This window comes from Pseudomonas sp. Tav-5-1A (genome assembly GCF_055755055.1).
Map to the genome: position 1 here is coordinate 1,173,463 of NZ_CM146901.1, position 22,742 is coordinate 1,196,204.

20 protein-coding genes are annotated in these 22,742 nt (G+C 63.4%); 2 read left to right on the forward strand and 18 right to left on the reverse strand.

The window, feature by feature from the left end:
- The first annotated feature begins 263 nt into the window (after positions 1-263).
- On the forward strand, positions 264-512 hold the full coding sequence (locus tag AC0J42_RS05285) for a hypothetical protein (RefSeq protein ID WP_473005445.1): 249 nt from the start codon (positions 264-266) through the stop codon (positions 510-512).
- Between the two features lie 261 nt (positions 513-773).
- Here the strand turns inward: AC0J42_RS05285 and AC0J42_RS05290 are convergent, their stop codons facing one another.
- From AC0J42_RS05290 to yaaA, 18 genes are all read right to left on the reverse strand, one after another.
- Positions 774-1,115 carry a type II toxin-antitoxin system HicB family antitoxin gene (locus AC0J42_RS05290; protein WP_473005446.1) on the reverse strand — a complete coding sequence of 114 codons (342 nt, stop codon included), beginning with the start codon at positions 1,113-1,115 and terminating at the stop codon, positions 774-776.
- Positions 1,112-1,243, reverse strand: coding sequence for a type II toxin-antitoxin system HicA family toxin (locus AC0J42_RS05295; protein ID WP_473005447.1), 132 nt, complete (start codon positions 1,241-1,243; stop codon positions 1,112-1,114). Before AC0J42_RS05295 ends, AC0J42_RS05290 begins: the two co-directional genes overlap by 4 nt.
- 218 nt (positions 1,244-1,461) lie before the next feature.
- Positions 1,462-2,274 (reverse strand): SDR family oxidoreductase, encoded by an 813-nt coding sequence (locus tag AC0J42_RS05300; protein ID WP_473005448.1) that lies wholly within the window; start codon positions 2,272-2,274, stop codon positions 1,462-1,464.
- A gap of 14 nt (positions 2,275-2,288) precedes the next feature.
- Positions 2,289-2,657 carry a TlpA family protein disulfide reductase gene (locus AC0J42_RS05305; RefSeq protein WP_473005449.1) on the reverse strand — a complete coding sequence of 123 codons (369 nt, stop codon included), beginning with the start codon at positions 2,655-2,657 and terminating at the stop codon, positions 2,289-2,291.
- A gap of 87 nt (positions 2,658-2,744) precedes the next feature.
- Positions 2,745-3,209 carry a multidrug transporter gene (locus tag AC0J42_RS05310; RefSeq protein ID WP_473005450.1) on the reverse strand — a complete coding sequence of 155 codons (465 nt, stop codon included), beginning with the start codon at positions 3,207-3,209 and terminating at the stop codon, positions 2,745-2,747.
- A 116-nt stretch (positions 3,210-3,325) separates the two neighbouring features.
- Positions 3,326-4,777 carry a mannose-1-phosphate guanylyltransferase/mannose-6-phosphate isomerase gene (locus AC0J42_RS05315; RefSeq protein WP_416422605.1) on the reverse strand — a complete coding sequence of 484 codons (1,452 nt, stop codon included), beginning with the start codon at positions 4,775-4,777 and terminating at the stop codon, positions 3,326-3,328.
- A gap of 105 nt (positions 4,778-4,882) precedes the next feature.
- Positions 4,883-5,533 carry an alginate O-acetyltransferase AlgF gene (locus tag AC0J42_RS05320; RefSeq protein ID WP_027979062.1) on the reverse strand — a complete coding sequence of 217 codons (651 nt, stop codon included), beginning with the start codon at positions 5,531-5,533 and terminating at the stop codon, positions 4,883-4,885.
- A gap of 43 nt (positions 5,534-5,576) precedes the next feature.
- Entirely contained in the window at positions 5,577-6,725 is a 1,149-nt protein-coding gene (locus AC0J42_RS05325) for an alginate O-acetyltransferase (protein WP_473005452.1), read from the reverse strand.
- A gap of 11 nt (positions 6,726-6,736) precedes the next feature.
- Complete coding sequence (locus AC0J42_RS05330; RefSeq protein WP_473005453.1) at positions 6,737-8,287, reverse strand: MBOAT family O-acyltransferase; 1,551 nt, start codon at positions 8,285-8,287, stop codon at positions 6,737-6,739.
- Positions 8,288-8,485: 198 nt separating this feature from the next.
- Complete coding sequence (locus AC0J42_RS05335) at positions 8,486-9,613, reverse strand: mannuronate-specific alginate lyase (protein ID WP_416422608.1); 1,128 nt, start codon at positions 9,611-9,613, stop codon at positions 8,486-8,488.
- Between the two features lie 8 nt (positions 9,614-9,621).
- Positions 9,622-11,073 (reverse strand): alginate O-acetyltransferase, encoded by a 1,452-nt coding sequence (locus AC0J42_RS05340; RefSeq protein WP_416422609.1) that lies wholly within the window; start codon positions 11,071-11,073, stop codon positions 9,622-9,624.
- An 11-nt stretch (positions 11,074-11,084) separates the two neighbouring features.
- Positions 11,085-12,677 (reverse strand): mannuronan 5-epimerase AlgG, encoded by a 1,593-nt coding sequence (algG, locus tag AC0J42_RS05345; RefSeq protein ID WP_416422610.1) that lies wholly within the window; start codon positions 12,675-12,677, stop codon positions 11,085-11,087.
- Between the two features lie 26 nt (positions 12,678-12,703).
- The gene (locus AC0J42_RS05350) at positions 12,704-14,182 is read right to left on the reverse strand and encodes an alginate export family protein (protein WP_473005454.1); all 1,479 of its coding nucleotides are present in this window, start codon (positions 14,180-14,182) and stop codon (positions 12,704-12,706) included.
- Positions 14,179-15,597, reverse strand: coding sequence for an alginate biosynthesis TPR repeat lipoprotein AlgK (gene algK / locus AC0J42_RS05355; protein ID WP_416422612.1), 1,419 nt, complete (start codon positions 15,595-15,597; stop codon positions 14,179-14,181). The genes AC0J42_RS05350 and algK overlap by 4 nt, the downstream gene beginning before the upstream one ends.
- 21 nt (positions 15,598-15,618) lie before the next feature.
- The gene (locus tag AC0J42_RS05360; RefSeq protein WP_416422613.1) at positions 15,619-16,785 is read right to left on the reverse strand and encodes a PilZ domain-containing protein; all 1,167 of its coding nucleotides are present in this window, start codon (positions 16,783-16,785) and stop codon (positions 15,619-15,621) included.
- A 35-nt stretch (positions 16,786-16,820) separates the two neighbouring features.
- Entirely contained in the window at positions 16,821-18,302 is a 1,482-nt protein-coding gene (alg8, locus tag AC0J42_RS05365) for a mannuronan synthase (RefSeq protein ID WP_416422614.1), read from the reverse strand.
- Positions 18,303-18,380: 78 nt separating this feature from the next.
- Positions 18,381-19,697 carry a nucleotide sugar dehydrogenase gene (locus tag AC0J42_RS05370; RefSeq protein ID WP_416422615.1) on the reverse strand — a complete coding sequence of 439 codons (1,317 nt, stop codon included), beginning with the start codon at positions 19,695-19,697 and terminating at the stop codon, positions 18,381-18,383.
- 829 nt (positions 19,698-20,526) lie between these two features.
- Positions 20,527-21,306 carry a peroxide stress protein YaaA gene (gene yaaA, locus AC0J42_RS05375; protein WP_416422616.1) on the reverse strand — a complete coding sequence of 260 codons (780 nt, stop codon included), beginning with the start codon at positions 21,304-21,306 and terminating at the stop codon, positions 20,527-20,529.
- A 173-nt stretch (positions 21,307-21,479) separates the two neighbouring features.
- Between yaaA and AC0J42_RS05380 the strand changes: the two genes are divergently transcribed.
- On the forward strand, positions 21,480-22,604 hold the full coding sequence (locus tag AC0J42_RS05380; protein WP_473005455.1) for a polysaccharide deacetylase family protein: 1,125 nt from the start codon (positions 21,480-21,482) through the stop codon (positions 22,602-22,604).
- Positions 22,605-22,742: the final 138 nt, after the last annotated feature.

Genomic DNA, 22,742 nt, shown 5'->3' on the forward strand with positions numbered 1-22,742 from the left:
CCATCCCAACCACAACGCTAACCTGCCCCCCGTCGCAGCACCCTGCGACCGGGTTTGGCGACCCGCTTGTTTTTTCAGCGCACCAGCGCAGCACGATCATCGTGGGTATTCTCGTACCCGCGATGTTGCGTTATGGCAGCTGTGCGCGGGAGACCTTCGGGTCTGCCGGGATTGAGAAAACACCGGTTCGCCAACCTGCGTACAGCTGCCACCCATCGTTTGGCGACGATGCAGGCAGCTCTGTTTTCTCAATGGAGTGACCTATGTCTTTAATTCCGCTTCCCCATTCCCCCGCGTTCTTCCTCGACACCCAAGCTCCCGTAGCAACCCTCTACGCCCTGGCCATGCACCGCATTGGTACCGCCCGTGAATTGATGCAATCACTGAGCAGCCTGACGCTGAGCAATAGTGATGATCAGGACCTGAAAGCGGTGGTCAACACGGCAAATCTGTTGCTGGAGGAAGGCTGTGCGGTGCTGGACGTGATCGAGGCGCGCGGCGCGTTCGCGTGAAGATGTCGCCCCCGACGGGGTCCATCGGCCGGCCCAGCTCAGCCTGGCGGCAGCGGCTAAACCGAACCCGCGTAGCAGCTGCCGCCAGGCTGCGTCCGGCCTCTGCGCGGTCTGCCCGCCATGCGCGGCGCCTGCGGACGCGGCCTACGGCCGCTGCTACGGGGGCCCGTGTACCTCGGCGCGCGGCCAAGGACGGCTCCTACCACGCACGGCGTAGGAGCCGACTTTAGTCGCGATGCAGACGACGCCGTTTCCAAGCACCTAGCCCAGTGAAAACCGTACCTCTTTCGCCAGGACTTCGGTTACCCACTGGTTGATGCTTTTGTGCGCCAGCTCGGCTTTCACCGCAACGGTTGCGTGAAGGCTGGGTTCCAGGCGCAGGCTCAATTTGCCGGAATAGGCTTTTTGCGGCTCCTTTCCCAGTTTCCGGCACGTATCGAGATAGTCCACTACGGCCTCCTCGAAGGCGGCGCGCAGTTCGGACACCGATTCGCCATGAAACCCGACCACATCCTTGATGCCAGCCAGGTGGCCAATCAGCAGGCCATCTTCGTCGCTGTATTCGATGCGGGCGGTATAGCCCATGTAACTCATCACGTTCATGGTGTAACTCCTGCTTGTTCGAGAAACACCCGGGCATCCTTGACTTGGTAGGCCTTGGCCTCTTTGTCGGGGTGAGGTCGATGGAAGGTGCCCACCGCGCCGTTGAGTTCGAACCGGACGTGAGCCATTGCCTTCCACTACCCGGGCCCCGCAGGCGATGAAGAGGGCCTCGATACGGTGCCATTCGAGCGTCACGGGTACTGGTTTGCTGAAGACGACTTTCAGAGTGTGGAGCTGTCGAGTATTCATGGTATCAAATTATGATACCGAGCAGGGATGGTCTATCGGAGCCATCCCCTGCATGTTGTGGGGAAACCTCTGAAACGTAGGTTGTAGGCCGCAGCGCCTACAGGTTTTTATGCAACCCGAACTTGCGCTTTAAAATCCCTTCGACGATGCCCTTCGGCACCCACCTTTCCAGCCACGGCAACGCCCGGCTGCCGTTGCCGATGCGCACCAGGCGCGGCGGCGCGGGTTTTTGCACGGCGGCCAGCAGGCGGCTGGCGAACTCTTCGGCCGGCGTAGGCCGGTCCTGCGACGCCCGCGCCCGCGCGCGGATCTGTGCCTGCAACGGCCACCACGGCGAACCCTCGGCCAGCACCTGCTCGGCCTCGCGGCTGGCGTTGTTGGCGAACTGGGTGTCGATGGCGCCTGGTTGTACTTCCATGACGCGAATGCCGAACGGCGCCAGTTCCATGCGCAGGGCATCGCTCAAGCCGTGCACGGCGGCCTTGGAGGCGCAGTAGGCGCCGGCAAACGGGGTTACCAGCACGCCGGAGACGCTGCCGATGTTCACCACCAGCCCGCGGCTGGCGCGCAGCAACGGGAACAGCGCGCGGGTGACGCCGACGATGGCGAAGACGTTGGTCTCGAACTGCTGGCGCATGCCGGCCACGCCGCCGTCCAGCAGCGGGCCCATGGCGCCGTAGCCGGCGTTGTTGATGAGGATATCCAGCTGCGGCAGCTCGGCGGCCAGGGCCGCCAGCGCGGCCTCGTCGTTGACATCGAGCTGGCGCGCCTGGAAGCCTTCGGCCGCCAGGCGCTCTACATCCGCGGGTCGTCGTGCCGTTGCCCAGACGCTGTGGCCTGCCTGCTGGAAGCTGCGCGCGAGGGCGAGGCCAATGCCGCTCGAGCAGCCGGTGATGAGGGTGACGGGCATACGGGGTCCTTGTTCTACGAGTCCGGTGTCAGGTCGATCAGGGCGCAGTCTAGCTGCTCATCCTTGCCCCCCGTGATCAATAATCCATGGCCATCAGCGTGCACCACGAACTGCGCCGGCACCCCGGTCACGCCCAGGGGCTGCCACAGGGCGCCGTTGCCTTCGGTGGGCATGCTGAAGATGTCGACGCCCGGGTGCTGGCTGGCGATGGCCGTTAGGTGCTGCAGGCGCATGCTGCAGCTAGGGCACCCAGCCGAGTGCAATAACAAAAGCCGCCCCCGGCGTGCCGGGGCAAAGGCATATTCATTGGCGCCGGTCTGCTTGCCTTCGCCGAAATGTTCGACGAAGGCAGCAGCGTTTTCGAGCGGTTTGATGGCATTCATGTCGCTGTCCCCATGATGAATAACGTGACCACGTATTCAACGCCTATGGGGCACAGCGCGAAACTGTAAGAACTGACAGGTACCCCGTCAGTTGGCAAAGCTGCCCTGTACTCGCTCGGCACGCCATTCCAGGGTCTGCGCGCGGTAGCCGGGCCGCAGCGGCGGCAGTGGCAGGCAGTCGCTCCAGCTGGCGCCGGGCTGCAACTGGCCCGGGCCGCGGTAGCGCGGGGCGTCGTAGTCGTCCTGCACCAGGTTCACGGTGTCACCCGGCGCGAAGGCGGCCAGGCGCCATTGCAGCTCCACCATGGGCACGCTGTTGCCGTTCTTCATGCTCACTTGCAGCGGCTTGTCGGCGGGGCACTGCTCGGCCTCGTACTTGAAGTGCAGGCCCATGCGCGCCAGTTGCGCCAGTTCGCGGTTGTCCTGCCACAGCACGCTGAGGCCGACCATGGCCAGGCCAACTACCGCCACCAAGGAAATCGGCAGGGCTTTCTTCGGGTAGCGAATGAGCAGGAACAGCCAGGAGATGATGAGGAGAGTGCCGATGAGCATGGCTTTGATCGCGTGTTGTGGGACAGGCCTGCCATCGTAACCCAATAAAAAAGCCCCTGCCTCACCGGCTGCGGATAGGGGACGCAGCGGATGAGGCAGGGGCTTACGGGGCGAGCTTACTGGGCGATGGTTTTCACCGACACGCCGCGCTCGATCGGGGTGGAACGGCCGTAGATATCCTCGAAGCGCTCGATGTCGTCTTCACCCAGGTAGCTGCCCGACTGCACTTCGATGATTTCCAGCGGGATCTTGCCCGGGTTGCGCAGACGGTGCACCGAGGCGATCGGGATGTAGGTGGACTGGTTCTCGCACAGCAGGAACACGTTCTCGTCGCAGGTGACCTCGGCGGTGCCCGACACCACGATCCAGTGCTCGGCGCGGTGGTGGTGCATCTGCAGGCTCAGGCAGGCGCCCGGTTTCACCGAGATGTGCTTGACCTGGAAGCGGCCGCCCATGTCCACCGAGTCGTACGAGCCCCAGGGGCGGTACACTTCGCAGTGGTTCTGGGTTTCGCTGCGGCCCTGTTCGTTGAGGGTGGCGACCATCTGCTTCACGCCCTGGACCTTGTCCTTGTGGGCAATCATCATCGCGTCCTTGGTTTCCACCACCACGATGTTTTCCAGGCCGATCACCGACACCAGCTTGCCGTTGCCATGGATCATGCAGTTGCGGCTGTCCTGCACCACCACGTCGCCCTTGGTGACGTTGCCGTTGGCGTCCTTCTCATGCACGTCCCACAGCGACGACCAGCAGCCCACATCGCTCCAGCCGGCGGTCAGCGGCACCACGCAGGCGCGCTGGGTCTTTTCCATCACCGCGTAGTCGATGGAATTGTCCGGGCAGCAGGCGAAGGTGGCTTCGTCGATCTCGATGTTGTCGCCGTCCTTCACGCTGCGCTCAAGGGTGAGCATGCAGGTGTCGTAGATGTCCGGGTCGTGCTTTTTCAGCTCTTCCAGGAAGCGGCTGGCGCGGAACAGGAACATGCCGCTGTTCCAGAAGTAGCCACCGGCCTCGACGAATTCGCTGGCGCGTTTTTCATCCGGTTTCTCGACGAACTGGGCCACGCGGCTCACGCCTTCTGGCAGCAGCGCATCGTTGGTGGACTTGATGTAGCCATAACCGGTTTCCGGCTTGGTGGCCGGCACGCCGAACAGCACCATCTCGCCGCGCTCGGCGGCCACGGTGGCCAGGGCCAGGGCGCGTTGCAGGGCTTTCTGGTCGTCGATCACGTGGTCGGCGGGCAGCACCAGCATCAGCTCGTCGCGGCCTTCATTCACCAGCTTCATGGCGGTCAGGGCCACGGCTGGCGCGGTATTGCGGCCGAAGGGCTCCATCAGGATGCCCTGGGTTTCCAGCTTCAGGTTGGCCAACTGTTCGTTGACGATGAAGCGGTGATCCTTGTTGCAGACCACGATGGGGGTGTCCATGCCTTCGAACACCAGGCGCTCCAGGGTTTGCTGGAACAGCGTGTGCTCGCCGGTCAGGGCCAGGAATTGCTTGGGGAATTGCTTGCGCGAAAGCGGCCACAGACGAGAGCCACTACCACCTGACAAGATCACCGGAATCATAATGTTTCTCCATAAAACGAATGGTTAGTTAGACGCGTTGCCGTTTCTGTCTTGTTGTTGTTCCCTGCTGGCCGCCCGTTGCTGCGGGCGGCCGGCTCGATGCTTTCAGCGGGTGGACACCGGGCGCTGTACCCAGACTGGCGACAGGCTGCTGCCTTCGCCGGTCACGTAGAGCACGGCGGCCTCGCCACGCTCCAGGGCCACGGGCTTGAGGTCGCTGACCTTCTTGTCGCCTTCGTACAGCGCCAGGCTGACTTTCACCGGGTTGATCTCGCGCTCGCCGGTGCCCTTGGCGGCCACGTCCTTGACCACGTCGGTCTTGCCGTCGGCGGTCTTCAGGGTCAGCGGCTTGTCACTGAGGTTCTGCACGCGTACCAGCGACTTCTGCTTGTTCTTGAACGGTGGCTCTTCCACCAGCTGCGGGTTGCCGTTGGTGTTGTTGACCACGGTGTAGTAGTGGTCCGAGGCCAGCTTCACCGGCAGGGTCTTGCTGCCGACCTTGGCGCTGTAGTCGCCCTGGGGCATGAAGCTGAAGTCGCTGCTGGCCAGCGGCGCGATCTCGTTGAGGTTGGTGTTGCCGACGCTGGCGCTGACTTCCTGGTTGCCGGCGTTGTAGACCCGCACGAACGCCGAGCCTTTTGGCGCGGTAGGGCCGTAGAGGGCGGCATCGCCACCGGCGAAGGCGTGTGCGGAGAGCAGGCCGGTGGCGGCAATCAGGGCAGCGGCCAGACGGTTCTTGGTGGTATGTGCGGTCATGTGCATTTCCTCTTTGCTTGTAAGGTTCGAGCTTTTCAACGGCTCAGTTGGATTGGCCCACAGCCAGGTTCTGGTTGGTATTCGGGTCTTTTTTCAGTTCGGCGATCCAATTCGGGTCGAACTCGCCGAGGTCGTTCTTCATTGGCAGATAACGTTCCGGGAACTCCCAGATCAGCACCTGTGGCGGGCTGTTCTTGAAGGCGTCGGTTTGCAGGTACTTGAGCATCGGCAGGATCGGGCCGTGGCCGTCTTCGGCGTAGTTGACGACGTCGCTGTTGAGCGACTGCTTCAGCGCGCCCAGGAAGTTCCAGTGCGGGTTGGCGCTGTAGCTGGTGCCCACCAGGGCCACCGGGATTTCGCTGCCGCCAAACAGCGCGTCGCCGCTGTCTGCCTGCTCGCCTGCCTGGGTGGTGGTGCGCTGGGCCAGCTCATCCGGTTTGGGCAGCAGGTTGCTGAACAGCGGGTCCAGGGGCAGGAAGTTGGTCAGGTCGCCCTTGTAGGGCTTGCTGCTGTCGCTGGCAGTGACGAAGGTCTGCGGCTGGCCGCTGAGCGGCATGTGCGCGCTGATGGCGGTGCCCAGGTTGTGGGCGACCACGTCGGCGCCCATGGGCGTCCAGTGGGTGTCGGTGCGCAGGAACACCTGGCCCTGGGCCTTGGCCTGCTGCAGCGGGGCCAGCAGGTCGGGGGCGAAAATGCCGGCGGCCGCAGCCTGGGCGTGGAACTGCTGGTACAGGTCCTGGTGCAGCGCGGCCGGGGCGGTGGCGCCGATGTGCTCGGGGTACAGGCGCGCCTTGGCCGGGACGATGGCCAGCACCAGCTGCACACCGTGCTGCTTGAGCTGGGCCTGCACGCCCTTGATCAGGGCGAAGTTGTCGGCTTCCACCTGGGCGCCGTTGGCCACCGGGTCGAATTCCTCGTCGCTGTACAGCCACTGGTCGCGGCCCAGCACCACGCCGGGGCGGCCTTCGTGGAACAGCTTGAAGTCCACCGCCGCCCAGAGGTTGGTGCCCAGGCGCTTGATCGGGAACTGGTCGTCGTAGTGGGTTTCCACCGCCTTGGTGAACTTGCCGTTGAGCACGGTCATCTGTTGGGTGCGGTTGAAGCTGGCGAAGCTCCACAGCGACCAGAGGCCCAGGCCCAGCAGCACGGCCAGGAACAGCAGGATGTAGAGGATGCGTAATGATCGGGTCATGGTCGGCTCGCTCAGAACTGGAAGTAGAGGAACGGCGAGAAACTTTGCGCCGACAGCTTCAGGATCGAGGCCAGGAACAGCACCAGCACCAGCGTGCGCATCAGGTAGCGGCTCCAGTCCACCGTCCAGTACGAGGCTTGCACCTGGTGGCCGTGGGCGTGGGCCGCCAGCGCGGCCGGGTTGTCGCCCGGGGTGGCGCGGTACAGGCCGGGTTGCGCGGTGGCCGGGCCGTTGGCTTCGGCCATGGGCTTTTTGGCCTTTGGCTTGGGCTGGTTGGTGTACAGGTCACGCAGGCCGAAGAACGCCAGGGTGATGTAGGCGATCACCAGGGTGGCCACTTGCAGGCCGGTGAGGCTGGCGGCGTTGAGCTCGGACAGGTGCCAGTCGCCGAAGCTGAACATGGCGCCGTACATGCGGTAGGCCACGTGCAGGTTCTCGGCGCGGAAGATCACCCAGCCCATGATCACCAGCAGGAAGGTCAGCGCCCAGCGAATCGGGTTCAGCGCCCGCGGCGTGGTGTTGATGCCCAGCAGGCGCTCGATGGCCAGCCACGCGCCGTGCCAGGCGCCCCAGATGATGTAGGTGAAGTTGGCGCCGTGCCACAGGCCGCCCAGCAGCATGGTCAGGAACAGGTTGCGGTAGGTGGCCAGGGTGCCTTTGCGGTTGCCGCCCAGGGTGATGTACAGGTAGTCGCGCAGCCAGGTCGACAGGCTGATGTGCCAGCGGCGCCAGAACTCGGTGATCGACTGGCTGATGTAGGGCTGCTTGAAGTTTTCCATGAAGCGGAAACCCATCATCAGGCCCAGGCCGATGGCCATGTCGCTGTAGCCGGAGAAGTCGAAGTACAGCTGCGCGGTATAGGCCAGGGCGCCCAGCCAGGCGTCGCCGGTGGTCGGTGCGGCCAGGGCGAAGCAGTGGTCGGAGACCGTGGCCAGGGTGTCGGCGATGAACACCTTCTTGATGAAGCCCTGCATGAACCGCGTGGCGCCCTCGCTGAACTTGTCGAGGGTGTGGGTGCGGTTGTTGAACTGGTCCACCAGGTCGGCGAAACGCAGCACCGGCCCGGCGATCAGGTGCGGGAAGATGGCCACGAAGGCGGCGAAGTCGATCAGGTTGCGCGTGGCCGGGGTGTCGCCGCGGTACACGTCGATGATGTAGCTGATCGATTCGAAGATGTAGAACGAGATGCCGATGGGCAACAGCACGTGCGTGAGGATGAACGGCTGCATGCCGAACGAGCTGATGATGGCGTTGATGCTTTCCACGCCGAAGTTGGCGTACTTGAAGTAGCCCAGCACGCACAGGTCCACGGCCACGCCCAGCAGCAGCCAGCGCTGCGCGGGTTTGGTACGGATGCCGGCGGCGCCTACGCGCAGGCCGATCCAGTAGTTCCACAGGGTGACTGCGGCGAACAGCGCCAGGAAGTCCACCCGCCACCAGGCATAGAACACGTAGCTGGCGACCAACAGAAGCAGGTTGCGGTAACGATTGCCGCACAGGTAGTACAAGCCGAGAAAGACCGGCAAGAACAGGAACAGGAACACGTTAGATGAGAAAACCATCCCGATCTCTCCTTGTTTGATCCATACACAAGGGCCAAAGCCCCCCCAAACCCCCCATTTATTCCAGGGGGTAAATACATTCTGCTGGCCTGATCGTTGATCAATGTGGGAGCTGGCTTGCCAGCGAGCTTTTCAGGGCCTCAACAGCTCGCTGGCAAGCCAGCTCCCACAGGTTCAGCAGTTCCAACGTTTAATCGTTCACGAACCCTTGTTGCCTTTTTCGTGTTCGGGGTCGTAGACCTTGGTCAGGTCGCCGCCCAGGCGGAAGGTCTTGAACGGCTGGCCTTCGTGCTTGCGTTCAAGCGCGTCGGGCGGGCAGCTGTAGAGGCTGCACCAGGGCTCCAGCCAGGCGAATTTGCTGTCCACCTTGAGGTCGGTCATGTCCTGGTCCTTGCCGTTCTTGGCTTCGAAGATGTCCGGGTCCTTCACCCCGGCCAGCACCTTGTCGCCCAGGCGTTTCAGGGCACCGTTGTTTTCCTGGCGCAGGTCCACGCCGTTGGCCTGGGCGAAGCTGGCAATCATGGCCAGCGGCGGCAGGGCGTAGTTGTGGTAGGCCAAGGCACGCTGCTGGCGCTTGAGCTCGTTGGGCAGGAAGCCGTCGGCGTCGACCTGGCTGGCGCCGATCTTGTATTCCTTCACCGACCAGTCGAACAGGTCACGACGGTCCAGGGCCACGGAGGCGGCCATCACCGACCAGGCCGCCCAGTACGAATGGTTGTTGGTGTGGTCCAGCGGCAGGTTGTTCCAGTCGCTCACGACCTGGTCGGCCAGGCGCCCGAACCAGGCTTCGATCACCTGGGTCTGCTGCTGGTGGGTGGCCAACGGGTGCGAGTCGGAGAACTTCAGCCGCACATACGCCGAGGCCATGCTGCCCAGTGCCCATTTGCGCATGGACTTGCCGGTGTGGTTGAAGTCCTTGGACATCAACGCGTCGGCCTGGGCCCACGTCACCATCCAGTTCAGCGCGCAATCCAGTTGCGCCGGGTTGCCGTCGCGCATGTACACCATCACCTGCTTGCTGATGCCGCGCTCCATGCTGGTGATGTCCTTGGTGGCATCGCGGAAGGCTTTGTCAGAGGTGGCGTTGAAGGTCGAACGGGTCTTGTCCGAACCTTCGTACTTGCTGCGGAACTGCAGGCTCTGGGTGTAGGGCTGCGGCATGGCCGGGCAGCCCTGGTCGTTGGGGCTGGTCTTGAACTTGTCCACGGCCGCCAGGTAACCCTGTGGCGGGTGCAGGGGCGCGGCGGCCTGGGCGTGCCCGGCGAAGATGGCCAGGCCCAGCAGGGTAGGGGCGAGCAGATGGCGTAGTGCGTTGGTGCGGTTCATGGGTAACCTCACAGTCCGGCTTGGGCGTTCTGTTGTTTCGGCGATTGCTGAACGCCAGGGAAGACGTTGCGCTTGCACACGGTGGCTTCGACTTTCTGGGCAGGTTGGCCGGCCTCGGGGCCTTCCACTTCCAGGGCCAGCAGGTTCTGCGAAGCCCAGTCCTCGTCGTTGCGCAGCTCGAAGGCAAAGCGCCCGTCGGTTTCCGATGTGGTCGGTTTTTCGATCTTCAGGTCCTCATGCCGCCCGTTCAGGTACCACAGGGTGGCGTGCAGGGTCTTGACCGAGGTGTCGGCAAACTTGATGTCGATCTGGTGGTTGCCGTTGTGCAGGTCCTTGATGCCGTTGCGGCCGTTGATCAGCAACTCGTTCTTGCCGGTCTTGAGCGTGGTGCTGGCCGACAGCTCGGCGGTCTTGCCGTCGCAGCCGTTGTCCAGCAGCGACATCATCTGCCGGTAGATGGTCTCCTGGTCCAGGCGGTACAGCGGCGAGAACTCCCAGATGAGGATTTTCGGCGGGTGCTTCTGGAAGTCGTCGCTGCCCAGGTACTGCAGCATCGAGCCTTCCAGGCCGCCGCCGGGGAAGGCGACGTTAAGGATGTCGGCACCGATGTCCTGCTCCAGGAAACCCGAGAAGTTGTAGTTCTTGCCGCTGTGGCTGGTGCCCACCAGGGTGATCTGCGGGGTGCCGGCGTCGCCGAACAGGTCGCCGTCGGCGGCCTCACCCTTGGGCTCGGTGGTGAACTGGTCCATGTACTGGATGGCGTAGCTGGTGCCGCACAGCTGGCCGGCCATGTTGTGCAGGGTACCGGTCTTGCCCATGCGGCCGGACAGGTGGGTCTCGAACTCGCGCTTGGGAATGTCGGCGAAGGCCGGCATTTTCTTCACGGTCTCGGCGACGATCTTGGCGGTGCGCTGGGCGCCGTACGGGGTCCAGTGCTGGTCACCGCGGAAGTAGAAGTCGTGGGCCTGCTGCTCGTTGGTCAGCGGCGACAGGTCCGGCACGTTGAAGCCCATGCTGGCGAAGCGCTTGAGCATGGCCTGGTAGTTCTGCAGCGCCTTGTCGTACTGGAACTTGTCGCGGTCGGCCGGGAACAGCTTGTTGCGGTCCACCAGGCCACGGGTGGGCTGGTACACCACCACCAGCTCCACGCCCTTGCTCTTGAAGGCGTCGTGCAGCTGTTGCAGGCGGCGGTAGCCCTCGGGCGTGGTGTCGAATTCGGTGCGCAGGTCTTCCTGGGTACGGAACAGCCAGTCGCCCTGGGCCTGTACCAGGGTGGTGAAGTTCTGCTGGTAGCGCGTCACGTAGTTCTTCGCGTCATGGGCGGCCGGGCACAGGCTGCAGCACGGCGCTGCCTGGTACTTGGGCGCGGCGAAATCCTGGGCGCTGGCGCCGTTGGACGCGGCCATCATGGCGGCGGCCAGGCCGGACAGGCTGAGCAGCTTGATCAAGGTGGGGTGCATGAAATTCATCCTCAGTCCTGCATTTCGGTCTGGCGTTCGACAGGGTCGATCAGCACGGCTTTTTGTTGGCGAACCATCAGGTCCATGATTTCGGCTTGGCGGTCGCCCAGGATGCCGGTGAAGCTGATGCCGCTGGATTTGGTCGGGGCAAGCATCGACACGCGGTACATTTCAAGCGACAGCGGCGAGTCGATGGACAGCGGCCCGGTGCCGTTGCCGGCCAGTTCGCCACCTACCAGGATCAGCGAGACCTGGGCGTCGAACGGGTCGAGCTTGATGTTGCGGTCGGTGTTGCTGAGGTCCTTGATGTGCCCGTACACGCCGGTCAGGCCGTTGCCCAGGGCCTTGTTCTCGTAGAGGCGGATGTTGGTGCTGTTGCGCACGCGGATGCCGTGGCGCTTGTTGCCCAGCAGCATGTTGCCCCACAGCAGGTTGTCGGCGCTTTCGTACAGGGTGATGCCGTCGGTGTGGTTCTTGTAGATCTTGTTGTAGGCCACCAGGTTGCCCACGCTGTTACGGTCGATCACCACGCCGGACAGGTGGTTGTCGTAGCTGCGGTTGTTGATGATGAAGCTGTCGTTCACCTCGCGGGAGACGATGATGCCGTGCTTCTTCTTGGTCCCGTACACAGTGTTGTCGGCGATGATCAGGCCGTGGGAGCGGTCGTGCGGGTCGATGCCGTAGATGACGTTGTCGCGGTAGGTATTGCTCTTCACCACGAAGTCGGTGGTCTCATAGCAGTAGAAGCCGTACCACATGTCCGAGAAGGTGCTGCCGATGATCCAGCCCGTGGGCTGGGCACGGCCCATCTGTTCGCTCATGTTCGGCGTGTACTGCGAGATGCTCACCCCGTACGACTTGGACTGGTTGTAGCCCATGCTCGCCATCACGGTGTTGACCATGTAGGTCTCGGTGCCGCCCCAGGACAGCAGGAACGGGCGGAAATCCTTGGGGTCGCGGAAGGTCGACGGGCCGTTGTCGGCCTCGCGCCAGCCCAGCACCCGGGTGTCACGGATGAACAGCTTGCCGTCGTTGACGATGAACGCACCGCCCTCCTGGGACAGGCGCAGTTCCTTGGTCTGCTTGTCGATCTCGAAGGTCGCGTTGTGCCCGACCACGATCGGCAGGCGCGCCAGGTACACGCCCGGGGCGGTCTCGCGGATGTACTGCTTGGGCAGCTTGCGCACCAGCTCGGTGAGGTTGACGTAGCCGTCCTCGACGAAGATGGCCTGGGGAATGCCGTGCTGGCGGTTCACCCACTCGGCCATCTTGTTGTCGCCGCCGATGAATTCCTTGAGCACGTCTTCCTGCAGCATGCGCTTGACCACGATCTTGCCGGCCTTGCGGCGGTCGATCTTGGCGGCCACGGCCTTGGCGGTGTAGCCGCTGAGGTCGGGCAGTTTCGGCGCGGCCAGCTCCAGCGACTCGGGGGCCGCGGTGGTGATGGTGTAGGTCTTGGCCTGCTGCAGGGTCTTGGCCTCGTCATCGCCCAGGGGCGGCGCCGGGTGGGCCGCCGGCGCGGCAGCCAGGGCCGCGCCGCTGGCCAGCAGCAGGGCGGTGGCCAGCAGGGCCCTGGGCCATGGCAATCTGTCTGAATTCATCATTTCCTCGCACTCCCTTCGCGGTCGCATCAGAAGCGCCAGATCACGTCGATAAAGGCGCGGTGCATGTAGCTGTCCACTTGATTGCCATAGGCCGAGCCGGGCTTGAACACGCCCGCGCGCAGGCGCACCAGCGCCGAAGGCTCGTCAATGGACTGGCTCAGGGCAGCAGGCAGCAGGCCTTGCTTGAAATACTTGCTGACCACCAGGTCCATCTCCTGGCCCAAGTCCTTGTCACCGTCAGCCAGCGGCAGCGAGCTGATGGAGGTGATGTCGGTCGGGTTTTCCGGGTCGGTGCTGGTGTTCACCGCGTCCAGGGTGCTGGTGCCGATGCCCTGGTTGCCGTCCACGCGCCAGAACTTGTGGTAGATCAGGCTGGCGTCGTATTCGTCGCGCAACTGCCAGCTGGCGAACAGCGAGGCGCTTTGCACGTTGGCCATCTCGGCCTGGTAGGCCTCGCCGAAGCGCGCCACGCGGGCACGGGTGCCGGTCCAGGTCGAGCGGTTGCTCTGCAGGCCGTTCTGTTCGTAGTCGCGGCTGGCACGCGAATAGGCGCCGCCCACTTGCCACTCGGGGGTCAGGTGCACGCGCAGGCCCAGGTCGGTGGCCCAGCCGTTGACGTGGCCGCTGGTCTTGTCGCCGGCCACGGTCTGGCCGTCGACCACGTTGCTGCCAATGCTGTCGCGGTTGCCGGACATGAACGTCAGGCTGCCCCAGTAGTTGATGTTATTCAGGTTGTCGTGGTTGTAGGCGTCGCTGTCGGCCTCAAGGCCCAGCCAGGTCAGGTCGCCGGTGCTGCTCTTGTCCGAATCGTCGATAGCCTGGCCGGTGCTCGGCAGGCTGCCGCTGTCATGGGTGTGGTGGGCGCGCAGGCCAACCCACTGGCCCGGGGTCCACTGGTACGAGACGTCGCCGTAGGCGTGCAGCACGTCCTTGTCGGTGGCGGCCAGTTCGGTGAGGTCGGTGCGGTACTCGCTGAACCGCTCGGCGACGCCGGCGTGGGCGCGCAGCAAGGTGGTGTCGAAGTCCCAGTTCAGGGCCTCGATGTTGGTGTCTTTCCATTCGCCGTCGTCGTTGCGCAGGCGCTGGCGGCCGAACTTGAGGATCTCGCCGGGGTAGGGCGTGAAGCCGCTGTAGCCGACCCAGAATTCACGCATGGCCAGGTAGTTCTTTTTCTGCTCGCGGCCGCTGGCAGTGCTGTCGCTGCTGACGTTGGACTCTTGCAGGGTGTCGGTCTGGATGGTGTCGGTGGCGGTCACCAACTGGCCCATGGCGTAGGCGCTCCAGTCGCCCCATTGGCCGTACGCCCAGGGACGCAGGTCCAGGCCCAGGCCGTTGACGTCGCCGCCGGAGCGGGTGCCCAGGTCGCGGTCGTCCTCGGACTGCAGCGTGCCTTTGACTTCGATGCCGAAGTTCTGGTCAGCGGTCAGCGCGGCCAGTGTCGGGCAGGACCAGAGCGCGGCGAAACCCAGGCCAATGCCGGCTTTCATCCATTGGTTCAGTTTCATAGCGATTTGTCCTCAGCGTCTTCGTCTTCCAGCGTCTGCAGGGCAATGCTGCTGTTCTGGTTCATGGCACCGCGCACGTGCTGCTCCTGTTGCAGCAGTTGCTGGGCCTGGGCGCGTTGGTCGGGTGTCAGGGTGGTTTCCAGCTGGGTAGCCAGGTCCAGCACCGGCTGCGCAGGTTCGGGCTGGGCCTTGGCCAGTTGCACGAACATATAGGCGTACACCGGGTTGGGCTGGGTGCCGCGGCCGCCCGAATACAGCTGTGCCAAGGCGAAGTCGGCGCTGGCCTGGCCACCGCGGGCGGCCATCAGCAGGTTGTCCACGGCCTTCTGCGGCTCGGGCTCGCCCAGGTAGCCACGGCGGTAGATCTGGCCCAGGTAGTAGTGGGCGCTGATCTGGGTAGGGGCGGCGGCCTTGAGGTGCTGCTCAGCCTTCTTCGCGTCCGGGATCACCAGCTTGCCTTCGTAGTACACCTTGCCCAGCAGCAGCTCGGCGCGCGGCTGGTCGGCGTTGCGGCCCTTGTCCAGGTACTCCATCATCTTGTCGACGTCGCCCAGTTCCGGGAAGTCGTAGAGCAGTTGCGCCAGGCTCACCCATGAGGCGGGGTACACCGGGGCGATCTTTTCCAGCATGGCCTGGGCGGTTTTTTCGTCGGTCTGGCCCAGGGTGGCGTCACCCAGCACGCGGGCCACGGCGTCCACGCGCATGGCCGGCACGGCGCCGCGGGCGTAAGCGGCCTGCAGCTGGGCCAGCAACGCCTGCTGACGGTCGGTCTGCTGGCGTTTCTGGTACACGGTGGCCAGTTCCACGTAGCACACGTCGGCCACGGTCAGGGCCTTGCGGCACAGGTTCTCGACGTCGTCCAGGTGCTGGTCGTAGGTGCCCTGGATGCGGTACACCAGCACCTGGGCCAGGTTGGCCTCGGCGTAGCCGGCGGCCTGCCATTCGTTGATCTTTGCCTGGGCGTTCACGCCCGGGAAGGTGTTGGGGTATTGCAGGTAGAGCATGGCCAGCGGCGTCAGGGTGTTGCCCTCGCCGTTGGCAAAGGCTTTCTTCAGCAGGCCTTCGGCTTCGCGTTGTTCCGCCTCGGTGGGGTGCGGCTTGAGGGCCAGCAACCGGCCCAGGCGGGCCTGGGCCCGTGGCGAGGTGTCGGCCGCGGCGCGGTAGGTCGCCTCGGCCTGGCGCAGTTGCTCGGGGTCGCGGGTGCCCACCTGGATATCGGCCAGGCCGACCTGGGCTTCGGTGTAGCCCAGGTCTGCCAGTTGCTGATAGTTCTGCTGGGCCAGCGCGGTGTCGCCACGCTTCAAGGCTTCGTTGGCCAGGCGTTGGTCCGGCAGGCCGCTGCAACCGGCCAGGCCGATGGCCACGGCCAGGCCCAGCAGTGCAGATCCTGGCAATATTCTTAGAGTGCTAGCCACAGGTGTTCTCCTCGATCCCACTTACTGGCCGGCGGCCATGGCTTTGTCCATCAGCCAGTTCAGCGACGGACCACGGTCGCTGCTGACGTCCACGGCGCGGCCGGTGAGGTTGCTGTTCAGTGGCTCGTCGGGCTGGATCTGCACGCGCAGGTCCGAGGACAGGTCCAGCGGGTTGATGCTGGTGGCGTTGATGATCTTGCCCTGGCGCACGGTGCTGTCGCCGGCCACCTGGAAGTTCACGGCGGTGCCCGGGGTCACGTCGCCGAACTGGCGGTAGGCGAAGCGCGCCTCGACGTTGGCGGTGGTGTTGCGTGGTACCAGGGTGAAGATCACGTCGCCCTTGCTGGCGTACTGGCCGTCGGCAACCAGCTGCTGGCCCACGGTGCAGTCACACGGCGAGGTCAGGGTGCCGGTCATTTGCTTGCCGAACAGTTCGGTGATCTTGTCCGGTTGCAGTTGGTCGGGGTCCAGGTTGCCTTTCAGCACGTCGAGCATGCTGGTGCTGAAGCTGGCCAGCGGCGCGCCTTTTGGCGCCACGCCGTCGGCGCCCACCAGGCTCTGCACGGTGCCGTCGCGGGGCATGGTGATGTTCATCGATGGTGCGGCGACCAGGCCCGCCTGGGCATGGGTCACGAAGTACAGGCCGTACACCGATTTCAGCACGAAGCCGAAGGCCGCCAGGCCCACCACGAATACGCCGGCGCTGAAGGTCACGGCTTTCAAACGGGCGAACGCCGACTGGCCACCGCCCAGTTTCTTGTCCTTGCGCGCCTTGGTGAAGTTGTCGCGCTGCAGGGTGCCCAGCACGTCGCCGACGCTGATGATCTCGCCGCTCAGGTGCGAGGTGATCAGGTGGCGCATGGTGGCGATGTCCTGCTGTTCCAGGTTCTGGAACTGGCAGCCGACGCGGCCGGTGCTGTCGTTGAACGAACGCACCTGGAACTCGATGTCCATGCCCAGGCCCAGGGTGTCGATGACGAACATCAGGCGCCCGCGGTGTACCTCACCTTCCTTCAGCGGCTTGGGCGCGTGGAAGGCCAGGCCACCGGCCGACAGGTCCTCGATGCGCACCTCGATGTTTTCCCGGTTGGGCCCCTGGTAGCGCAGCTTGGCGGGCAGCTTGACCCGGGCGTGCTGGCGCTGGGCTTCGGACTCATGCACGACATTCACGTTCACGGCGTTATTCATGGCGGTAATTCCTGGTTAATCCATTAGTGTCCGGTTCACACCATCACGAACAGCACAGCCACGAAGATGCTGGCGGCCGAGAACGTCATGGTCCGTGAAGACCAGGTGTTGAACCATTGTTGAAAGCTCGCGAGATCGCGTTTGAGCACGGTGGGCTGGCGGGTCCAGGACTGCTTGTCGAGGCGGAAGAACACGTAGATCTTCATGATCGCGCCGACGATCTGGTTGTAATACAGGATCACCGGATAGGCGGGCCCTACCGAGTGGCCCGAGCACATCAGCATGATGGTCAGGATCAAACGGGTGATGCCGATCCACAGCAGGTAACCCAGCAGGAACGCGATGTTGAACTTGAGCGTGGCGATGATGGCCGCGGTCAGGCCCAGCAGGCTGGTCCACATGGACACACGCTGGTCGAACAGCACGATGCTGGTGAACACCCCCAGGCGGCGCACGCCCAGGCCCAGCGCGCGGGAGTTCTGGCGCAGGTTGTTGCCGTACCAGCGGTACATCAGCTTGCGGCTGGCCTTGAGGAAGCTCTTCTCCGGCGGGTGCTCCACGGTGTTGATCGCGGCATCGGGCACGTAGAAGGTGTCGTAGCCCAGGCGCATCAGGCTGAACCAGCTGGACTTGTCGTCACCGGTGAGGAACTTGAAGCGGCCCAGGCGCCAATGCTCCAGGGAGTCGCTTTCCACGTCGGCGATGAACTCGGGGTTGGTGACCACGGTGGCGCGGAATACCGACATGCGCCCGGTCATGGTCAGCACGCGCTTGGACAGGGCCATGGAGCACATGTTGATGTGGCGCTGGGCGAAGCGCAGCTTGTGCCATTCGCTCATGATGTAGCCGCCGCGCACTTCGCAGAACTCGTTGGTGGTCAGGCCGCCGACGTTGTCGTAGAGCTTGAACCAGGGCACGGTCTTGCGCACGCAGCCGTCGGCCAGCACGGTGTCGCCGTCGATCACCGCCACGACCGCGTTGTCGTCGGGCAGGTGGCGGGAGATGGCGCGGAAGCCGAAGGCCAGGCCGTCGCGCTTGCCGGTGCCGGCGATGCGCACGAAGTCCAGGGAAACGCGGTCAGGGGGAGCCATCTTGGCCCACAGCGCCTTGACCAGCAGTTCATCGGACATTTCCACCAGCGAGCACACCACGGTGGTGGGGTAGCCGCAGTTGATGGCTTCGCGGATCACCGAGCTGTACACCTGGGCGGTGGTCAGGGCGTCGATGCGGAAGCTGGTGACCATCAGGAACACATGGCTGGGGTCTGCCGCGGCGCCCAGCTTGCGGACCTTGCGGCGCAGGTGCGGGTACACCACGTACAGGAACAGCATGCCGCGCACGAAGTGCGTGGCGCCCATCGAATAGCGCCAGATACCCACGGCGCCAATCAGGAAAATGAAGTCTTTCGACTGCGAGTCGAAAAGAGTGGTTGGCAACGCCAGGGCGAGTGCCATCAGCAATGTCAGGTAGAACAACCATCCGGCGGCCTGGAGTAGACCGTGTTTTAGCCTGTGCATGATCTGCGTCCGTATCGATTGTCGGTCATTGCGGGGTAGGGGAGCGGGCCTGCCGGCGAACCGGCAGGCCCGTAGGCCTTACCAGCAGATGCCTTCAGTGCGGGCTTCCGGGCAGGTGGTGTTGGGCATGAAGCCCACCAGGTCGATGACCTGCTTGCCGTGTGGCACCGATTGCACCAGCGCACGGAATTTCTCGTCGCGGTTGCCCAGGATGATCACGTCGGAGTTGTCGATGACGCCCTCGAAGTCCGAGTCCAGCAGCGACGACACGTGGGGGATCTTCGACTCGATGTAGTCCTTGTTCGCGCCGTGGACACGGGCGTACTCGACGTTGCTGTCGTAGATCTTCAGGTCGAAGCCCTTGCCGATCAGCATCTCGGCCAGCTCTACCAGCGGGCTTTCGCGCAGGTCGTCGGTGCCAGCCTTGAAGCTCAGGCCCAGCAGGGCGACCTTGCGCTTGTCGTGGCTGGAGATGATGTCGAAGGCGTTCTGCACCTGGGACACGTTGCTGCGCATCAGCGAGTTGAGCAGCGGCGCGTCCACGTCCAGGGAGCTGGCGCGGTAGGTCAGGGCGCGTACGTCCTTGGGCAGGCACGAGCCGCCGAAGGCGAAGCCTGGGCGCATGTAGTACTGCGACAGGTTCAGGGCCTTGTCCTGGCAGACCACGTCCATCACTTCGCGGCCATCGACGCCGACTGCCTTGGCAATGTTGCCGATTTCGTTGGCGAAGGTGACCTTGGTGGCGTGCCACACGTTGCAGGTGTACTTGATCATCTCGGCCACTTCGATGTCCTTGCGGATGATCGGCGCGTCGAGCTCTTCGTACAGGGACTGCAGGGCATCACCGGAGGCGGTGTCGAACTCGCCGATGACGGTCATCGGTGGGTGGTCGTAGTCCTTGATGGCGGTGGATTCGCGCAGGAACTCGGGGTTCACGGCCACGCCGAAGTCGACGCCGGCCTTCTTGCCCGAGCAGTCTTCGAGGATCGGGATCACCACGTTCTTGACGGTGCCCGGCAGCACGGTGCTGCGTACCACGATGGTGTGGCGGGTGGTCTTGTCACGCAGCACGAAACCGATTTCACGGCACACCGATTCGATGTAGTTCAGTTCCAGGTCGCCGTTCTTCTTGCTCGGCGTGCCGACGCACAGCATCGACAGATCCGTGTCACGAATGGCTTCGGAGAAGTCGGTGGTGCCACGCAGGCGGCCGCTCTGAATTCCCTGTGCCAACAGCTCTTCCAGACCCGGTTCGACAATAGGCGATTTACCGTTGTTGATAAGGTCAATCTTGGCCTTGGAAATATCCACGCCAACCACGTCGTGACCGCGTGCAGACAGGCAACCGGCACAGACTGCACCGACATAACCCAAACCGAAGATGCTGATACGCATCGCATTCACCTCATGTGTTATCGCGCCGACTCAAACAAGTAAGAGCCAGACCGGGTTTAATTAACCAGCAGTATTCGCGCACTCGGAAGTGTGACAATTGAATGTCATGCTCCCGCTTGCAGGCATATATTTAAAAGTGAGTGCGCAATAATGCACTCAAGTAGCGCAGCACGTGGCCGTGTCGTGGGCTTGTGCCCTAGTGTGTAGCCAGCCTGTAGTACAAAGACGACTTCCTAGCTTGCAGTGCTGACTGCTGTCTTGGCTATCCGCCAATGAAATCAAGCACTAAGACGCTTTGCAGGAGCTCGGTATACGAGGCTCTGGCGTGGCCATGTCAAAGATTACTTTTGGTGCGTTCTCTCCTGAGATCAACTTCCGGTCATAACCATGACCGTTGTTTGCAAGTTGTTCGAACGATAAGGCTCGAATCGTTCCCTGTTTCGCTGTAGGTCATCTCTCACATAGCGCTCGAGAATCGTTACGGGTGGTATGAGCTATTGGATTTGAAATTAGTTCCTGATGTCATTCCGCTCGGATGACAAAATCTTCAAGAAATTCATGGTTACAAATGCTTTCATTCTGATAGCACTGTACGGTTTTATCCTGCGGGGCTGGGGACTTGCGGAGCTATCATGTTTTTGTGCCAGCATTCAAAAAAAAGTCGTCAAAAAAAGCGAAGTTTTCTGAACGGGAGCTGAATGAAGGACGGCAATCATCTAATTTGACGACTATTTGACGCCATTTGGTTGGCGGGTGGTGGCACTCTGCACTTTTTTGCAGGGGTAGCGGTGCCCGTTTTGTAGGACAAAACGGTGCACCGAATGGAGGCTCAGTCGGCGGGGTGGTCGCGCAGGAAAACCAGATTGTCGGGTTTCGACTGTTCGGCGCTGAAGTAGTAACCCTGCTGGTCGAACTGCTTGAGCTGCTGCGGGTCGTTGATGCGTTCCTGGATGACGAAGCGGCTCATCATGCCCCGGGCCTTCTTGGCGTAGAAGCTGATGATCTTGTACTGGCCGTTCTTCAGGTCCTTGAACTCGGTGTTGATGATGCGGGCCTTGAGGGCCGTGCGCTTGACCGCCGAGAAGTACTCGGTGGAGGCCAGGTTCAGCAGCAGGTCGTCGCCCTGCTCAGCCAGGGTGTCGTTCAGCCATTCGCTGATGCGCGTGCCCCAGAAGGCGTACAGGTCCTTGCCGCGGGCGTTGGCCAGCTTGGTGCCCATTTCCAGGCGGTAGGGCTGCATCAGGTCCAGCGGGCGCAGCAGGCCGTACAGCCCTGAGAGCATGCGCAGGTGGTCCTGGGCGTAGCTGAAATCGGCGTCGGTGAGGCTGTTGGCGTCGAGGCCGGTGTACACGTCGCCTTTAAAGGCCAACAGGGCCTGCTTGGCGTTGTCGGGCGTGAAGGCCGGGTTCCAGCTGCCGAAGCGTGCGGCATTCAGGCCGGCCAGTTTGTCGGACAGGTGCATCAGCTCGCTGATTTGCGCCGGGGCCAGCTCGCGCAGGATCTGGATCAGTTCCTGGCTGTGGTCCAGGTATTGCGGCTGGGTGAAGCGATCGGTTACGGGGGGCGTTTCGTAATCCAGGGTCTTGGCGGGGGAAATCACCGTCAGCATGAAATCGTCTCCATTTATCGTGGCCGCGATTTTAGGGGGTGGGGGCGGGGAACTCCATCTATTAGGGCGATAGAAGGATCGGCGGTGGGGTGGGACGCGGCCTGCGGCCGCTGCTACGGGTGGCTGCCCGATGGTTTATGATTCCGGCACCGCCGCCCCATGGAGATCCGCCCTTGCGCCTTGCCTGCCTGCTATTCGCCGCCCTTGCCAGCCTTGGCGCCCAGGCCGCCGTGCCGCCGCCGGTCGCCACCATCGAGCGCAGCGCCTGGCCCGAGACGCTGAGCACCCCGGCGCTGTTCGACGTGGCCTCGCGTGCGGAAATCCTCATGTTCGCCCACGTGCTGTTGCAATCCGAAGCCCTGGGCGAAGCCGACCTGGCCGACCGCCTGGACCTGCGCACGGTGAACATGGTGGCCATCAACGACCTGCGCCAGCAGCTGTGGCTGCGCCTGTGGAAGAACTACGACGCGGCGCAGCAGAGCTGCGACCAGGACGCTTCATTCTGTTTCGCCATCGACAGCCTCGACGACCTGCGCACCCAGGCCAACAATTTCGCCGTGGCGCCGGATTCCTTCTATGCCAACTGGGGCGCGCCGGCGCGGGTGTTCGACCTGATTTACGTCGACGAGCTGCTGCGCAAGGCTGCGCTGGCGCCACAGATCAGCAGCGAAGTGCTGAAAATCTCCGATAATGAGCTGAACGGCAGTGATTTCAACGACCGGGTGTTCCTGCTGACGTTCGACAGTGGCCCCAGCGTCGCCGTGGGCGGCACCGAGTGGGTCACCGACTACCTGCGCAAGCAGAGCATCAACGCCACCTTCTTCGTGCTTGGGCAGAGCTTCAGCAACCGTCGCGACAAGGGCGAGCCGGGCAGCCTGGTTGCTCTTTATAAAGGCCAGTGCGTGGGCGTGCAGGGCTGGCAGTACCGCTCCCACGCCGACTGGAACGACTGGCAGGGCTCCATCACCCGCAGCACCACCCTGGTGGAAAACGAACTGCCGGACAACTATGTGCCGCTGTTCCGCCCGCCCTATGGCACCCGTCGCGCCGACGCCGATACCTTCCTGGGCACGCAACAGATGAAGGTGGCGCTGTGGGACATCGACTCCCAGGACAGCAACGCCCAGCTCACCGCCGAGCAGAGCGCCCAGCGCGTGCTGACCCTGATGCTGCTGTGGCGCCATGGCGTGATCGATTTTCACGATACCCAGGCCAAAGTGCAGGTGGCGTTGCCCTGGCTGCTCACCCAGACGGCCCAGGCGGGCATCGGCTGGCAGGATTGCCGGCAGTTTCAGTAACCGGGCGTCACAGCCAATGTTTACGGGCACGGCGAGGCTGGAACGGTAAAATTTCCAGGGCAGCAGGAGGGGGGTGGACTTCTGACTTTACCGGTGGTTTTGACCTGCGCCAAGCGTTATTCGTCATGCAGAAAAATA

What these genes read in the sequence shown, in the direction of transcription:
- AC0J42_RS05285 (WP_473005445.1), top strand. Translation starts at nt 264, where the DNA reads ATGTCTTTAATTCCGCTTCCCCATTCCCCCGCGTTCTTCCTCGACACC.
- AC0J42_RS05290 (WP_473005446.1), bottom strand. Translation starts at nt 1,115, where the DNA reads ATGAACGTGATGAGTTACATGGGCTATACCGCCCGCATCGAATACAGC.
- AC0J42_RS05295 (WP_473005447.1), bottom strand. Translation starts at nt 1,243, where the DNA reads ATGGCTCACGTCCGGTTCGAACTCAACGGCGCGGTGGGCACCTTCCAT.
- AC0J42_RS05300 (WP_473005448.1), bottom strand. Translation starts at nt 2,274, where the DNA reads ATGCCCGTCACCCTCATCACCGGCTGCTCGAGCGGCATTGGCCTCGCC.
- AC0J42_RS05305 (WP_473005449.1), bottom strand. Translation starts at nt 2,657, where the DNA reads ATGAATGCCATCAAACCGCTCGAAAACGCTGCTGCCTTCGTCGAACAT.
- AC0J42_RS05310 (WP_473005450.1), bottom strand. Translation starts at nt 3,209, where the DNA reads ATGCTCATCGGCACTCTCCTCATCATCTCCTGGCTGTTCCTGCTCATT.
- AC0J42_RS05315 (WP_416422605.1), bottom strand. Translation starts at nt 4,777, where the DNA reads ATGATTCCGGTGATCTTGTCAGGTGGTAGTGGCTCTCGTCTGTGGCCG.
- AC0J42_RS05320 (WP_027979062.1), bottom strand. Translation starts at nt 5,533, where the DNA reads ATGACCGCACATACCACCAAGAACCGTCTGGCCGCTGCCCTGATTGCC.
- AC0J42_RS05325 (WP_473005452.1), bottom strand. Translation starts at nt 6,725, where the DNA reads ATGACCCGATCATTACGCATCCTCTACATCCTGCTGTTCCTGGCCGTG.
- AC0J42_RS05330 (WP_473005453.1), bottom strand. Translation starts at nt 8,287, where the DNA reads ATGGTTTTCTCATCTAACGTGTTCCTGTTCCTGTTCTTGCCGGTCTTT.
- AC0J42_RS05335 (WP_416422608.1), bottom strand. Translation starts at nt 9,613, where the DNA reads ATGAACCGCACCAACGCACTACGCCATCTGCTCGCCCCTACCCTGCTG.
- AC0J42_RS05340 (WP_416422609.1), bottom strand. Translation starts at nt 11,073, where the DNA reads ATGCACCCCACCTTGATCAAGCTGCTCAGCCTGTCCGGCCTGGCCGCC.
- algG (WP_416422610.1), bottom strand. Translation starts at nt 12,677, where the DNA reads ATGATGAATTCAGACAGATTGCCATGGCCCAGGGCCCTGCTGGCCACC.
- AC0J42_RS05350 (WP_473005454.1), bottom strand. Translation starts at nt 14,182, where the DNA reads ATGAAACTGAACCAATGGATGAAAGCCGGCATTGGCCTGGGTTTCGCC.
- AC0J42_RS05360 (WP_416422613.1), bottom strand. Translation starts at nt 16,785, where the DNA reads ATGAATAACGCCGTGAACGTGAATGTCGTGCATGAGTCCGAAGCCCAG.
- alg8 (WP_416422614.1), bottom strand. Translation starts at nt 18,302, where the DNA reads ATGCACAGGCTAAAACACGGTCTACTCCAGGCCGCCGGATGGTTGTTC.
- AC0J42_RS05370 (WP_416422615.1), bottom strand. Translation starts at nt 19,697, where the DNA reads ATGCGTATCAGCATCTTCGGTTTGGGTTATGTCGGTGCAGTCTGTGCC.
- yaaA (WP_416422616.1), bottom strand. Translation starts at nt 21,306, where the DNA reads ATGCTGACGGTGATTTCCCCCGCCAAGACCCTGGATTACGAAACGCCC.